Origin of the sequence: Halorubrum coriense DSM 10284 (assembly GCF_000337035.1) — an archaeon.
GTDB classification, from domain to species: Archaea; Halobacteriota; Halobacteria; order Halobacteriales; family Haloferacaceae; genus Halorubrum; species Halorubrum coriense.
Window position 1 is genome coordinate 31595 of the sequence record NZ_AOJL01000020.1, and the last position, 14314, is coordinate 45908.

The following is a 14314-nucleotide window of genomic DNA, read 5'->3' on the forward strand; positions in this document are numbered from 1 at the left end:
TCGGGTCACAGTCGCGATCTACGGGGCAGAACGACACCCCCGGTTCGGCCCATAGGCCGTTCTGAAGCCCGAACGGACCGCATATCGAATACTGTCCTCGGCTCACCGCCACAAAGATTATATCTGCCCTCCACCAAAGGACAGATATGAGTAAGCACTTCGAAGACGCGCGGTACTACCTCGGTCGAGCGGCGGAACACGCGAAGGCGGGCGTCGTCGAGGAGCTAGAGCCGGTCGAAGCGCGGGTGAAAGAGCTCGTCGGCCGGGAAGACGAGGAACCGGAGCCGGAACCGTCGCGGCTGGACAAGCTCCAAGCGGACCTGAAACGCCTCGAAGAGCGCGCCGAGGGCGAGGCCCGCGAGGCGGTCGCGTCCGCGCGGAAGCGCGTCGCGGAGTACCGCGGCGAGGACGCCGCGGCGGAGTAGTCGCGTCGCGGAGTAGCCACGCCGCGGTCCCTATCGGATCGGCGGCTCCGCTCCGGTCGTCGCGCCGCCGCCGATTCGTTCCGCGGCGGGCACCACCGCGTACTCGATACCCGCTTCTTCGAACAGCGACCGCGCGCGCCGGATGCCTCGTTCCGCGTCGACGTCCGTCGCACGGTAGTGCCGGATCGGGTGTCGGATCCACGACGGCTCCCAGTGCGCGTACACGTCTGTCGTTGAGCGGTCCGGGCCCGCGTACAGCGAGAGGTGAAGCTGGTCGTCGCTGGCGAGCGCACCCTCCGGGTACCACGCCCAACTGGCGACCGTCGTCTCCGGCGGCATCTCGTAGTCGCGGTACTTCAGCGAGGAGACGAGGTTGCGGACGAACCCGAGCCGATGGAGCTGCGCCTCGACGATCGGATACGGCTCCCGAAGCGTGAACGCGTACTGCTCGCGGGGCGTCTCCCGCTCGGCGTAGAGGCCGACGAGCGACAGCAGTGCGTGGAGGAGGCTCGCGACGCCTTGGCGGAGGCGTTCGAGGAAGCGGAGTTCGTGGGTCACACCGAAGGGTGCGGACGGCCCCGAAATGAACCTTCGGCGTAAGGTAACTCTTAAGTCCGGAGGTCGGATACTCCGAAGCGAGCGGGTTGGTGGTCTAGCTAGGTTATGACGGCTCCTTCACACGGAGCAGGCCGGCGGTTCGAATCCGCCCCAACCCACTACGTCAATATACGCCCATAGAGGACGGTACACCGACTTCTTCATGCGACTTTCCCGGACCTAGATGTCCTTACCGCAACCGCACAGCAATCGTTCCGGTCCAAATCATCAGACGTGACCGAGTTCGTGAATACGGACGAGTGCCAGACTTCTTTGGTCTCTGTCGAAGAACCCGGCCGCCCGCGTTTTCGTCTTCCTGCTCTCGGAGACTCGTCGGTCTCGGAGTGATGAACGTCCTCCGGATATCGGCACCCACGCGCCGCTATATCCCACGCAGCGCTCGCCACTTCGCGGCGGCGAACCCCGCCACGATGAACGCGAACCCGGCGACGGTCGCGGGCGTCACTTCCTGCCCGAGTACGAGCCACCCTGCCAGCGCCGCGAACACGGGAATGACGTACTCGATGAAGCTCATCTCGATGGGCCCGAGGTCGTTCAGCAACGTGAAGTAGAGCAGGAAGCCGCCGACGCCGGCGACCGCGGAGAGGTACGCGAGTGCGCCGAGCGCGGACGGGGTCCACGTGGCGGCCGCGAACGACTGGCCGGGCAGCGCGAGCACGGCGACGTGGAGGACGACGGCACCGGTAGCCATCATCCACGCCTGCGTCGAGAGGAACGGCATCGACGGCGAGCGGCTGTGCGTGACGACCGCGGCGACGGCGAACGCGAGCGCGGACGCAAGCACGAGTGACACACCGAGGACGCTGTCCACGATGTTCGCCGGGTCGGGGTCGGCGATAACGATGACGCCGACGAACCCGAGCGCGACGCCGAGCGCGGTGGCGGCGGTGAACTCCTCGTCGGTGGAGGCGAGGCGCGTGAGCGCGGGCGTCACCACGGGGACGAGCCCCAACAGCACGGCGGCGACACCGCCCGTGACGTACCGCTGGCCGGCGAAGAGGAACGCGTGGTGCGCGCCGATGATGAGCGCGCCACCGACGAGCACGTAGACGTAGTCGTCCCGAGTTCGCGGGCGGACGTCCGTCCCGGAGACGAACACGGCGGCGAACAGCAGCGCGGCGGCGACGTCGAAGCGCACGGCCGCGAACGGCACCGCGGGCAGATCGGCCAGGCCGACGTCCGTCGCCATGAACGCCGTTCCCCAGATGGCACACAAGAGCAAGAACCGGCCGGCCGTCCCGTAGCGACTCATTCACGGGGAGGTCGCCGGCGACGGCGAAGTATGCGTCGAACCGCCCCGACGCTCTTAGCGATCCACCTCCACGTTCTGCGGTCGTTTCGTCGCCCGCGCTCACGTGGTACAAGTGGACCGCACCTCAAGACAAATAAAATTGTATTAGAAAAAGTGAAATTTACGGATAGAACGCTGAGAGCCGCATCTGTCGCAAGTATTTCGGATACTGGACAACAAGACTTTATTTACGGCTGTTGAAGATCGGCTAATGGGAGACCCAGCGGGCGGCGGATCGCCGGACGTCCTCGAGAACAAGCGGAACGCGACCCGGTATCAGATACTCGTGGAGATCGCGGCCCGCCAGCCGGCCGTGAGCCAAGGCGAGATCGCGGACGCGATCGGGGTGACATCGCAGGCCGTCAGCGATTACGTCCGAGACCTCGCCGAGTCCGGATACGTGGAGAAGGGCGGCCGGGGTCGGTACGAGGTGACGAAGGAGGGCGTCGACTGGCTCATCTCGCGGACGGACGACCTGGAAGCGTACCTCGAACGGGTGAACTCCGATGTCCTCGGGAGCGTCGAGGTCGACGCCGCGATCGCGCTCGACGACGTCGCGGAGGGGAGCGAGGTCGGACTGGTGATGCGCGACGGCGTCCTCCACGCCAACCCCGCCGGCGGGACCGCGACCGCGGTCAGCGTCACGAGCGCGGAGAAGGGCGAGGCCGTCGGCGTCGCCGACTTCGAGGGCGTCGTGGACTACGAGACGGGGAGCGTCTCGGTGTTGCCCGTCCCGACCGTCACCGACGACGACCACCTGAATCCGGACGTGGTCTCGTCGCACGCCCCGGACGAGGGGCTCGTCGCGGTCGCGGGCACGGAGGCGTACGCGCTCGTCTCGCGGAGCGACACCTCGCCGGACATCCGGTTCGGGACCGCGGAGGGCGTCGCCGAGGCGGGGATGCTCGGCCTCGACGTACTCCTCGTCGCGGTGACCGACGAGGTACCGCGACACACCTCCAAGCTCCGCGATAGGAACGTCCCGCACCGGGTGCTGGACTCGGACGCGTTTTAATCCCTCCGCGGGCCGTCGGGTCGGCTCCCCCGGCGGTCGTCGTCGGCGAAGTCGTACCGCGCCGATCGGCGCGTCGGCCGAACCAACGGAACGCGGCGACGGTCGACATCTATGGCCTGACCCGCGAGAAGCCGGCGAGCCGGCCGACCGCCACGACGAGCGCGACGGTCCGGTCGCTCGGACGGCCGTCGGCGACGAGGCGACTGGCACCACGCCGCTGTGACCGCGGCAACTGGTTTTAAATCGGACTGAAAGGCGCTCGAACGCACGAGTCCGCACTCAGGATGGTAGTCACTCCCGGGTGACGCCGGCGACCGTCACGTACAGGCCGAACGTCGCGATGACCGTCCCGCCGAGCTGCGTACCGGCGGTCGGGAGGAACCCGACGTCCGAGTAGAGCAGCGGCGCGAGCATGAACCAGCCGCCGAATATCGTCGTCAGGACGGCCGGCGGGAGGCTGGGCGTCCCCGTCGCTCGCAGGAGTTGGAGACTCCGCGCCGCGAAGACGACCCCGAGAAGGCCGCTCGAACTGATGCTTCCGGCGAACGCGTTGGACGTCCCGAGCAGCAGCGGCAGGACGGCGACCCCGGCACACGCGACGAGGCAGACGGCCGTCGACGCCAGCATGAACCGCGACGGTTGGTGTTCGCTCACGTCCGCACGCTCGCGGCCGGGCCAATTAACTCCACTGGCGGGGCCGGACGCGCCCGCCGAGCAGCGTCGGCCGAAGCGGGCGGGGCGAGGCTCTCCGCGGGAAGGGGCCGTGCGCGGCGAACCCGCAGGCTTTCACCCGTCACGCACGAACGGACATGCGTGTCTCAGGACCAGTCTCGTCCGTCCGCGACCGGGCTCGACGTACTGATCTCCGGCGGATCGATGGGCGGACTCTTCACCGGCATCGCGCTGGCGCGCTCGGGTCACAACCCGACGATCTACGAGCGGTCGGCGGGAGCGCTCGAAAGCCGCGGCGGCGGGATCGTCGCCCAGGAGAACATCCGCCGATTCCTCGGCGATCACGACATCGTCGACCCGGAGGCGATCACGACGCGGTCTCGCGAGCGTCGATTCCTCACGGAGAGCGGTGACGTCGAACGCGCCGTCTCCGAGACGATGGTGTTCACCTCGTGGGACGCGCTCTATCGACAGCTTCGCGACGCCTTTCCCGACGAGCGGTACCGAACCGGGGCGGAGGTCACGGGCGTCTCCCCCGAGGCGGCCACCGCCGCGGTCGCCGACGAGACGGAGCGGACGGCGGACCTGATCGTCGCCGCCGAGGGCGGTCAGTCGACGACGCGCACGCAACTGTATCCCGACGCGGAACCGGAGTTCGCCTCCTACGTCGCGTGGCGCGGCGTCGTCGACGAGGCGGCCCTCTCGGCCGCGTGTGTCGAGGCGTTCGACGGGACGTTCACCTTCTATCAGGGGGCCGACCAGCTCATCCTCGCGTACTTCATTCCGGGCGCGGACGGCGAGACCGAGCCGGGCTCGCGTCGGCTCAACTGGGTGTGGTACGACACCCTAAACGGCCGGGACCGGGAGGCGATATTCACGGACGCGAGCGGCACCGAACGACGGTTCTCCGTCTCACCGGGGCGGTTGCGCGACCCGGTTCGCCGCCGACAGCGCGAGCGCGCCGAAACGCTCCCGCCGGCGTTCGAGACGCTCGTCGCCGATACGCCGGACCCCTTCGTTCAGGCGATATACGACCTGACGGTCCCGGCGATGGTCGCGGATCGGGCGTGTCTCCTCGGCGACGCCGCGTTCGTCGCCCGCCCGCACACGGGGGCCGGGACGGCGAAGGCGGCGGGCGACGCGACCGCGCTCGCCGACGCCCTCGCGAGTCGCGGCTCGGTCGACGACGCGCTCGCGGCGTGGGATCGGAGGCGCGCCGAGTACGGCAGCGCGCTCGTCGACCGCGGAAAACAGATGGGAGACGAGCGACTGAATCTGCGCTGACCGAGGCGCGGAGCGACCGCGCGAGCGTCGCGCGATCCCGTCTTCGAGCGAACCGGCGGCCGAACCGGCCGTCACCGGTCTCTGAACTCCACCGTGTAGCCGTTGTCGCGGAGCGCGTCGACGAGCTCGTCCCCGCGCTCGATCGTGAACTCGTGGAACGAGTTGGTGGGACTGTCCGCCGAGTACAGATCCGAGTCGATGTTGTCCGGGATCTCGTTCTGGTGGGTGTCCTCTTGGACGACGACCGGCTGACTGGGAACGTGGGAAGAACCGCTATCTTCTGGCATTTGGACATCGGTTGTTACGACTATTCGGCTATTTGAATTCCGATCTCGGTTCCCGTCGGGACCGCTGTCGGCGCGAAGGGAGACGCCGAGAGCGGACCGAGGGAGGAAAAGCCGTCCAGAGCCGTCGACGGGAGAGAAACCACCCGACTCGGTACCCGTCGCCCGACGCCTCTCGTCGGAGCGCACCAACTAACTTATAATCCGGCACGAGGTGAACTCCGGCACGGAGGACCGACAGTGGCACAGGAGTTTCTGATCCCGCTCGTCGCCGGCATCATCGGACTCGGCGTCCTCGCGCAGATCCTCGCCGCCCGGCTTCGGGTTCCGAGCATCATCTTCTTCCTGCTCGTCGGGGTGGTCATCGGCCGCCCGGGGCTGGGCATCGTGACGAGCGAGAGCTTCGGCGACTCGCTCCCGGCCATCGTCGGGCTCGCGGTCGCGATCATCGTCTTCGAGGGTGCCTTCCACCTCGAGTTCGAGCGCATTCGGCAGGCCCCCAGAGCCGCGCTGCGCCTCGTCACGGTCGGGGCCGGCATCGCGCTCGTCGGGACCGCGGTGGCCGTCCGGGTCTTGGAGGGACTCCCCTGGGAGCTCTCGTTCGTGATCGGCGCGCTGCTCGTCGCCACCGGGCCGACGGTCATCTCGCCGATCCTGGAGGTTGTCCCCGTCCGCGATCAGGTCGCCGCCGTCTTAGAGACCGAGGGGATCGTCAACGACGTGACCGCGGCGATCACGGCCGTCGTGCTCTTCGAGACGGTGAACCCGACGGTCGCCGGCGAGGGGATAATTCAGGGGTTCGCGCTCCGCCTCGGGGAGGGGCTGCTCGTCGGCCTCGTCGTCGCGGGGGTCCTCTACTATCTGCTGCGGTACGTCGACCTCTCGCCCGGGGCCGCGCCGCGGAACGCGCGGTTGCTCGCCCTCGCCGGCGCGCTCGCCGCGTACGCGGGGGCGAACCAGCTGGCGAGCGAGGCCGGCGTCGCCGCCGCCGCCACCGCGGGACTCGCGCTCGGGAACGCGGACATCCCCTACAAGGACGAGATAACCGACTTCAAGGGCGACATCACGCTGCTCGTGCTGGCGTTCGTGTTCATCGCGCTCGCCGCGCAGCTCCCCCCGGCGGCGATATTCGACGTCGGGCTGGCGGGGCTCGGCGTGGTCGTCGTGGTCGCGGTGGTGATCCGGCCGCTGCTCGTGTTCGTCTCGACCGTCGGGGACCGGTTCACCCTCTCCGAGCGACTGTTCATCAGCGCGATCGGTCCCCGCGGGATCATCCCCGCATCGGTCGCGACGCTGTTCGCCACCGAGCTTCGGACGGCCGCCACGGAGCTCAACGACCCGGCGCTGGCCCAACAGGCGGACCTGCTGATCGGGACGGTGTTCCTCGTCATCTTCGTGACCGCCCTCGTCCAGGGCGGGCTGGCGCGGTACATCGCGCAGTACCTCAACGTGATACCCATGAGAGTCATCATCGTCGGAGGCGGACAGGTGGGCCGCGCGCTCGCCGAGCGCCTCGAAGACCGCGGCGAAAACGTCGTCATCGTCGACGAGGACGAGGCGGCGGTCGAATCGCTCCGCAACGACGGCTTCGCCGCCGTGATCGGCGACGGGACGGACACGGAGGTGTTGCGCAAGTCCGGCGCCGAGAACGCGAAGATCCTCGTCGCGGCCACCGGGGACGACGACACGAACCTGCTGGTCGCGCAGCTCTCGAAGACGAACTTCGGCGTCGAGAAGATCCTCGCGAAGGCGAACAACTCCGACAACGTCGACGCGTTCGAAGACCTCGGTGTGAGTACGATCTCCGCCGCGATGTCGGCCGCGTGGGCCCTCGACAACCAGATCGAGCGGCCGGACCTCGCCCACTGGATGACCGACATCGGGGAGACGGGCGACGTCCAGCAGGTGGAAGTCACCAACGAGGAGCTGGTCGGCAAGAGCGTCCGCGAGGTCGGCCCGATGCTGCCCGACGGCTGCCTCATCGCCGTCCTCAGCGACGGCGACAGCGAGTCGGTCGCGGTGCCGAGCGCGGACACCGTCATCGACCACGGCGATCACGTCACGCTGCTCGGTCGACGTGAGGCCGTCAGAGACGGTATGTCGTTGGTTCAAGACGACTAAGCGGACAGGCGGTCCGCCGCCGCGGTCGGCCGCACCTCACACCGAGGAGAAGTACGACTGCCCGAACCGGAGGAGGTCGCGGTCGAACTCCTCCGGGTCGTCGATGCGGAAGTGGAAGAGTCGGTTTCGCATGTCGCCGATCTCGAGCACCAGCTCGCGGATCACGTCCTGCTCGTCGTCGAAGATCGGCTCGAACTCAGCCCAGTGGATGGAGATGAACTGGGCGTAGTGCGCGTAGCTACAGTGGTCGACGGACGCCGGCGTCGGCAGCGGGTGGTCCTCGTCGAACGTCGCTGCCAGCTGCTCCGACAGCGCGTCGCCGAACGCCCGCGCGAGGAGTTCGCGCAGCCGCATCTCGATCGACTCGATCAGCAGGAACGGTTCGAGCATCCGCTTCAACCGCGTCAGGAGGTCGTAGTCGGTCAGGATGTGCCACTCCTCGCCCCTGTCGACGACGAGGTACGTGTGCTCCGCGAGCGCGTCGAACACCGCGAGGACGGTCTCGTCCTCGCTGACCGCGTGCGCGTCCTCGACCGCCGCCCCGACGGAGACCTTGTCCAGCGTCTTGTGGCCCACGTCCAGCTGGTGGAACGCGAGCAGCGTGCGGACGACCGACCGGTAGGTGACGATCCCGACGAGCTCGCCGTCGCGTTCGACGCCGACCTGCGTGTAGCCGTTGTCGAACATCCGGCGGAGCGCCGATTCGAGCTCGAGGTCGTACCGGACGGTCCGGAGTCGGTTGTCGATCGGGAGGTCTGCGATCGTGTACATGGATGGCTGTCGGGTCGTCGGGTGGAAAGCTACGCGTTTTCGTGCGGCCGCATCGCCGATTCGCTCACGGGTCACGCCGGAGCTCGGAGTCGACGTACGAGGCGACGGAGACGCGCGTTGCCGCGGCGGCGCTCCCGCGATCGGTCGTCGCGCGGGCGTACATCGCGCCGTTGACCGTCGCGAGGATGTGCTCCGCGACCCGCGACGGGTCGACGTCGCGGAACGCCCCCTCGTCGATGCCGCGCTCGACGATCTCCCGGATGGTGGCCGCCAGCCGGTCGTCGATCCGCGTGAACTGCTCGCGGAACACCTCGTTCGTCACGGCCTGCGACCGGAGCCCGACCAGCACGGCCTGGAGTTGGCGCTGCTCCTCGTCGGGCCGGAGCGGGAGGAGCTTCTCGACGACGTGTTCGAGGTCGGCGGTCGGCTCGTCGCCGGTCTCGGTCGCGACCGTCTCTTCGAACCTGTCGACGGCGAACTCGAGGAACGCGGCCAAGAGGTCGTCTTTGGCGTCGTAGTGGTAGTAGATGGCGGCCTTGGACTTGCCGAGCTCCGCGGCGATCCGGGAGATCGACAGCCCGGCGTAGCCGTGTTCGAGCAGCGCCCGGTAGGTCGCCTCCATGATCTCCGCCTCGGCGGCGCTCCAGTCCCGCTCGGGTGCGTCGGGCGCCATCGTCAGTTCGAGCCCCGCTCGGTCGCCTGCCCGTGATCGGCGGCGTCGACGGCGTCGAGCTCGGTCGTACACCAGTGACAGAACCCGATGTCCGGGTCGACCGGCTTTCCGCAGGCGGGGCAGGCCGGCGATCCGTCCGCTTCCGTCGCTCTCGTCGGCTCCGCCGCTTCCGTCGGTCCCGCCGCACCGGTCGCCCGAGCGCCGTCGGACCGGCGCTCGGCCTTCGCGACGAGGTACGCGTCGAGGACGCTGGCGGCGCTGACGAGGACGACCGGGAGCAGCGAGAACGGGTCGGCGACCGTTCCCGAACTCACGGCGGACAGCGTCGACTCGGGGACGAACAGGACCGTCGCGGCCAGGGTGGCCGAGAGCCACCCGAGCGCGCGGATCCAGCGCCGGAGGTACAGGTGACCGAGCCCGGTGGCCACGGTTCCCAACAGGGCGGCGAACAGCGGGTTCTTTCGGAGCGAGACGCGTGCCATATCGTATACTGAACGTTCGGTAGGTAAAAGCGCTTCGCCCGTGTCGTGAATGGCGAGTCGGAGCGGAGCTTCGGGGACTCGGTCGGTCGCGCAAACGTCGCTTGACGGCTCGTTAACGGCGTCGAACGCGATATACGGACGCCAGCGAGACGCCTTCCCTTTCGGCGGCGACTCCGGGCGAAAGGTTGATACTTACCGAACGTTCAGTAGGACTACGGGCGGACCGACGCCCTCGACCGAACTATGACCCGAGAACCCCGACCCGCCGACGAATCGACGGCACCGTGGCACGACCGCCGGCTCGCTCGCTGGGACGACGAGTCGTCCCTCTACGAGGCCGTCACCGACGCCGTGTCGAGCGCCACCGGTACGGCGCGCTCGACCGTCGCGTCTCAGTACGACCGAGCGCACGCGATCGCCCTCAGCCGGCTGTTCGGCGAGACCGAGGGGACGGCGACGCCCTCGACCGGGGTCGTCAAGTTCGTCCTCTCCGAGTGCGTCGTGTCGGTCCACAGCAGCGGACGGGTCTCGGTCAGTCCCGTCGACGAGACGGCCGCCGCCGACGCCTGACCGGCGGCTACGCCACGCCTCGCTCGGCGGCCCCCTCGCGGATCTTCGTCGCGCGCTTGCGGACCCGATTGATGAGCCGCTGCGTCCGTTCCGGCTTGAACCCGTAGAAGGACGCGATCCAGTTGATGCTCCCGTACGGCTGTGTGTGGAAGTACGCGGCGAGGGTGTCGCGGCCGGCCTGGATGATCGCCGGCGGGACGCCCTCCTCGCCGACCTTCTCCTCGTCGAAGCCGTTGACGTCGAAGTAGACGTCGGCGTACAGCTCGGCCTTCTCGGGGTCGTCGAAGTCGACGCCGCAGTGGTGCGGGGCCTCGAACCGATAGGCGGTCCGGGCGGGGGTGCTGTGCTCGACGATGCGGACGTGGAGGACGTACTCGCGGTAGACGGTCTCGTCTTCGATTGGTTCGGATCGTGACATGGGTGATGGGTGGGTATCGACCGGAGTCTCCGGGTGGGGGTGGTCGCCGCGACGACGCGCCGGGTGGGACGGGCGCGGCCGCGCGTCAGCCGCGTCGCCTCGCGCCGGCGGCCGCGAAGAGGCCGATAGCGACGAGGGCGAGGACCGGTGAGAGCGGCAGGTCGCTCGACGTGGCGTCGGCCCCGCTTCCGTCGGCCGCGGCACCGTCGGCGGACCCGGCGTCGTCGCTCCCGGCGGACGCGGCGTCGTCGGTCGACGAGGCGTCGTCGCCGGCGACCGTCACCGTTCCCGCCCGCGTGTCGGGGGTGAAGGCGCTCCCGTCGTCCGCGTCGAACTGCCGGGGCTCGACCGCGAGTCCGGCGTCGCCCGCCCCGACGCCGGCGACGGTGACCGTCGCGAGCGTCACGTCCGTCGCGCCGGGTTCGATGGCTCCCTCCACGTCGGCGGCTTCGAGGGCGACGCTGCCGCCGTCGTCCCCGATCGCCGGCTCGGTCGTCAGACCGAACCGGTCGGGATAGCTCGCGGACTGAATTCGGGCCGTCTCCGGGGCCTCGACCGAGAGTTCGAGGTAGTAGCCAGAGAGGCCGTCCGGCACGCTCGTGAGGACGACATCGACGGTCGTCGTCCCGTCGGGCGTCGTCGAGGCGTCGCCGACGACGACGGTCGGCCCGTCGGTCTGTGCCGCGGCCGTCCCCGCCGCCGTCGCGCCGAGGAGGGCGAGCGCCGCGAGTGCCACCGCGACGGCCGCCGTCCGGCCGCGGGTGTCGGTGAACGTCGAAAGTGAACGCGTGGGTCGTGTCATGGGTATCGGATGATGAACGTGGGGCGGCGGCGATGGGACGCCGCAGGTCGGCCGCGGGGCCGACCGAGGGCCCTCAGTTGACCTCCTCGTAGAGGTCGACGACGTCGTCGAAGTCGAGCTGCCCGTTCTCGTTGAAGTCGTACGCCGACTCGTTCAGCCTGACGCTGTCCGACTCGAAGTTGTCGAAGAGGATCTCGATGTCCTCGTAGTCGAGGCGACCGTTCCCGTTGAGGTCCTCGTAGAGCCCGTCGCCGTCGGGGTCGGTCGGCGCCGCGCCGCCGGTCACCGTCGGCGGGCCGGTGACGAGGACGCCCGTGCGGGCGTTCGCGTCGATGGCGGTCCCCGCCTCGTCGTCCATCCGGTCGATGTCGACTTCCAGGTCGGCTGTGCCGGTGCCGTCGCCGCGTAGCGTGAGCGTCGCGAGCGGGACGTTCCGTCCGCCCGCCTCGACGCTGCGGTCGGTGTCGGCGACGCGGACGGTCGCCGAGGAGCCGTCGTCGCTGACCTCGCTCTCGGTGAGCCCGAGCGCGTCCGGGAACTCGACGCCGGTGATGGCGGCGACGTCCGGGTCCGAGACGGAGACCGAGACCGCGGCCCCCGAGAAGCCGGTCGGGAGCGCGGACGCCGAGAGCGCCGCCTCGCCGGTCCGACCGTAGCCGATCGCCAGCGACTCGACGTCGACCTGGACGTTCGGCTGGAAGACATAGAGACCGTCGTTGGGGTACGAGCGCGAGGGGCCGCCGAAGCCGTCCTCACAGCAGAGGACCCGCCCGTCGCGCATCGCGTACACGTTGTCGATGTTGCGGAGCGCGTCGTCGGCGTCCTCGGGCCCGTCGGTGAAGTCGGGCCCGGTGATGACCGGTTCGAGCGTCGAGACGTTGTAGTCGGGTTCGAGTTCGGCGCGGTAGACGACGCCCCCGTCGACGCGGTCCATCTGGACATCGCCGGTCTCGTCGGCGAGGTCGTCGTTGAACTCGGAGATGCCGAAGTAGACGAAGTCGCCGGGGCCGGCGCCGTCGACGCTGTCGACGCCCTCGGCCTTGTTGAACTCGATCGACGCGCCGATCTCCTTGGCGGCCGCGCGGGTCTCGAGGAAGGGGACGCGGCGGAGCGCCTCGTCGACGCCGTCGGGACCGTCCGCCTCGTACTGGGCGGCCCACTCGACTATCTCCTCGTTCGTGATGTAGTTCCGGTTACCGTTCTCGATGACTTCGAGGTCGGCCTCGCGGACGGCGTCGCCGTAGGCGACCTCCTGCCCGAGGTCGTCCGCGTCGTACTCGGTGTGCGTCGTGAGGTAGTCGACCTGCGTGACGTCGTCGTACTCGGCGACCCAGGACTCGACCTCGCCGTTCGTCGCGCGACCGAGCGGGATCCACTCGACTTCGAGGTTCGTGTCGGCCGGGGAGTTGCGTTCGCCGGCCTCCGCGGCGTTCGCGGCGTCGTTGGTGATCTTCGGGGCGTAGAGCGTGCCCTCGATGTCGTCGGTGTCGTCGTAGCTCGGGATCGGGTCGGCGGCGACGAACTTGTAGATCCCCTTGCTGTCGCCGTCGGAGCAGCCGTACAGCGTCCGTTCGTCGCCCAGGAAGTCCGGCGCCTCCCACGAGGCGCGGCCCGCGACCCAGTACTTCATCGGGTCCGGCTCCTCGGCCGTCGGCTCGCGGAAGTCCACGTGGTAGCCGTAGCGGTAGGGGTTCGGGTAGACGTCGCCGATGGGCGTCAGATCGTTGCTCTCGTCGGCCTGGTCGACCGGGTCGGCGCCGAGGTAGTACGCGAGGAACTCGACGCCGGTCATCGCCCAGTAGCCCTGGATGTACCAGCCGTCGACCTCGTCGTACTCGTCGACCGCGCTCTGGATCGCCGAGGGGTTCGGCCGGTTCCAGAACTGGCACGCGCCGAGGAGCCCCTCGCCGCTGCCGGCGTCGACGACGTCGCCGACCGTGTTCGTCAGCGAGACGCGGGGGTGCGCGTAGTTCTCCTCCGAGGAGACCGGGGTCTCCCACGGGCTGAGGTCGCCGTAGCAGTTGATTCGGGTGCCGCCGAGCTCGCGGAACGCCTCCGTGTTCGGCAGGTTCATCGCGTCCTCGGGGTCGGCGCTCCACTCGCCGTCCGCGTCCTGGCTGATGAAGACCCGCGAGATGTTCCCGGGGCTGTTCTCCCAGTTGGTGAACAGGTAGCCCTCGGTGCCGTCCTCGTCCGTCGGGACGAACTGGTTACAGTCCGGGTTCGTCGCCGCGGCCCCGTACTGCGTCCCCGCGAAGTTGCTCTGGGTGATGTCGGTGCCGTCGGGCGTCTGCGTGACGCCGAGCAGCTCGTCGCCGCCGCCGATGGGTTCGCGGCCCTGAACGAGGACTTCGTACTGGCCGGCGGCCGAGCGGACCCGGCGCTGTTTCTCCTGCGTATCGGGGATACCGACCTCCGGGAAGTCGTCGTTGTTGCCGTCGAACTCGAAGTTGAAGCCGCTGAAGTAGCCGACCGCCGCCCGGCCGAACGGCTCCGGGTTCGCCGCTTCGGGGTGCTGGAGGCTGTACAGGAGCGAGCCGTCCTCGAAGACGAACGGGCCCGTCACCTCCGCCCCGAAGGCCGTGGTCGAGAACCGCTTGAGGCCTCCTCGGACGCTGGGCGCGCCGGGGGTGTCTCCCTCCGGAATTTCGCTCTCACTCGCGCTGGCGACCCCCGCGACGCTCGCGCCGAGGGCGGCAGCAGTTGACGTTGCGATCAGGCTCCGCCGGTTCAGATCCACCATGCAAATTCAGACACCAAGTGTTGTTTAATAATCGTTTATAATAGGTGGACAGAACGGTATACGGTCGGCCCGGGGAACATTTTAGATTAGTACTCGAATTTACGGAAATTGAAACGTAAGCGCGGTATATAGCGGTCGGGTCGCG

The 14314-nt window shown here is 68.8% G+C and carries 15 protein-coding genes and 1 tRNA gene; 6 read left to right on the forward strand and 10 right to left on the reverse strand.

The window, feature by feature from the left end; genetic code table 11:
• Positions 1–146: 146 nt before the first annotated feature.
• Positions 147–425: a DUF7553 family protein gene (locus tag C464_RS03850; protein ID WP_006112236.1), complete on the forward strand. Its 279-nt coding sequence runs from the start codon at positions 147–149 to the stop codon at positions 423–425.
• A gap of 30 nt (positions 426–455) precedes the next feature.
• Here C464_RS03850 and C464_RS03855 read toward each other — a convergent pair whose 3' ends face one another.
• Positions 456–983 (reverse strand): hypothetical protein, encoded by a 528-nt coding sequence (locus tag C464_RS03855; RefSeq protein ID WP_006112237.1) that lies wholly within the window; start codon positions 981–983, stop codon positions 456–458.
• 83 nt (positions 984–1066) lie between these two features.
• On the opposite strand from C464_RS03855, the gene C464_RS03860 reads away from it, so the two are divergent.
• A tRNA-Val gene (locus C464_RS03860) sits at positions 1067–1141 on the forward strand.
• 263 nt (positions 1142–1404) lie between these two features.
• Here C464_RS03860 and C464_RS03865 read toward each other — a convergent pair.
• Complete coding sequence (locus C464_RS03865) at positions 1405–2295, reverse strand: DMT family transporter (protein ID WP_006112238.1); 891 nt, start codon at positions 2293–2295, stop codon at positions 1405–1407.
• A gap of 250 nt (positions 2296–2545) precedes the next feature.
• On the opposite strand from C464_RS03865, the gene C464_RS03870 reads away from it, so the two are divergent.
• Complete coding sequence (locus tag C464_RS03870) at positions 2546–3349, forward strand: DUF7839 domain-containing protein (RefSeq protein ID WP_006112239.1); 804 nt, start codon at positions 2546–2548, stop codon at positions 3347–3349.
• 291 nt (positions 3350–3640) lie between these two features.
• On the opposite strand, the gene C464_RS03875 is transcribed toward C464_RS03870, so the two are convergent.
• Positions 3641–4003 carry a hypothetical protein gene (locus C464_RS03875; RefSeq protein WP_204365984.1) on the reverse strand — a complete coding sequence of 121 codons (363 nt, stop codon included), beginning with the start codon at positions 4001–4003 and terminating at the stop codon, positions 3641–3643.
• Between the two features lie 159 nt (positions 4004–4162).
• Between C464_RS03875 and C464_RS03880 the strand changes: the two genes are divergently transcribed.
• A complete protein-coding gene (locus tag C464_RS03880) occupies positions 4163–5305 on the forward strand; it encodes an FAD binding domain-containing protein (protein ID WP_006112241.1) in 1143 nt (380 codons plus the stop codon).
• Between the two features lie 71 nt (positions 5306–5376).
• Here the strand turns inward: C464_RS03880 and C464_RS03885 are convergent, their stop codons facing one another.
• Positions 5377–5592: a hypothetical protein gene (locus tag C464_RS03885; protein ID WP_006112242.1), complete on the reverse strand. Its 216-nt coding sequence runs from the start codon at positions 5590–5592 to the stop codon at positions 5377–5379.
• A 237-nt stretch (positions 5593–5829) separates the two neighbouring features.
• On the opposite strand from C464_RS03885, the gene C464_RS03890 reads away from it, so the two are divergent.
• Positions 5830–7710 carry a cation:proton antiporter domain-containing protein gene (locus tag C464_RS03890; protein WP_006112243.1) on the forward strand — a complete coding sequence of 627 codons (1881 nt, stop codon included), beginning with the start codon at positions 5830–5832 and terminating at the stop codon, positions 7708–7710.
• Between the two features lie 36 nt (positions 7711–7746).
• Here C464_RS03890 and C464_RS03895 read toward each other — a convergent pair whose 3' ends face one another.
• From C464_RS03895 to C464_RS03905, 3 genes are all read right to left on the reverse strand, one after another.
• Positions 7747–8481, reverse strand: coding sequence for a CBS domain-containing protein (locus tag C464_RS03895; RefSeq protein ID WP_006112244.1), 735 nt, complete (start codon positions 8479–8481; stop codon positions 7747–7749).
• A gap of 64 nt (positions 8482–8545) precedes the next feature.
• Positions 8546–9154 carry a TetR/AcrR family transcriptional regulator gene (locus C464_RS03900; protein ID WP_006112245.1) on the reverse strand — a complete coding sequence of 203 codons (609 nt, stop codon included), beginning with the start codon at positions 9152–9154 and terminating at the stop codon, positions 8546–8548.
• Positions 9155–9156: 2 nt separating this feature from the next.
• Positions 9157–9636 carry a zinc ribbon domain-containing protein gene (locus tag C464_RS03905; protein WP_006112246.1) on the reverse strand — a complete coding sequence of 160 codons (480 nt, stop codon included), beginning with the start codon at positions 9634–9636 and terminating at the stop codon, positions 9157–9159.
• A gap of 243 nt (positions 9637–9879) precedes the next feature.
• On the opposite strand from C464_RS03905, the gene C464_RS03910 reads away from it, so the two are divergent.
• Positions 9880–10206: a HalOD1 output domain-containing protein gene (locus C464_RS03910; protein WP_006112247.1), complete on the forward strand. Its 327-nt coding sequence runs from the start codon at positions 9880–9882 to the stop codon at positions 10204–10206.
• A 7-nt stretch (positions 10207–10213) separates the two neighbouring features.
• Here the strand turns inward: C464_RS03910 and C464_RS03915 are convergent, their stop codons facing one another.
• From C464_RS03915 to C464_RS03925, 3 genes are all read right to left on the reverse strand, one after another.
• Positions 10214–10624, reverse strand: coding sequence for a hypothetical protein (locus C464_RS03915; protein ID WP_006112248.1), 411 nt, complete (start codon positions 10622–10624; stop codon positions 10214–10216).
• An 85-nt stretch (positions 10625–10709) separates the two neighbouring features.
• Positions 10710–11426: a hypothetical protein gene (locus C464_RS03920; RefSeq protein WP_006112249.1), complete on the reverse strand. Its 717-nt coding sequence runs from the start codon at positions 11424–11426 to the stop codon at positions 10710–10712.
• 73 nt (positions 11427–11499) lie between these two features.
• Entirely contained in the window at positions 11500–14169 is a 2670-nt protein-coding gene (locus C464_RS03925) for an alkaline phosphatase PhoX (RefSeq protein WP_006112250.1), read from the reverse strand.
• Positions 14170–14314: the final 145 nt, after the last annotated feature.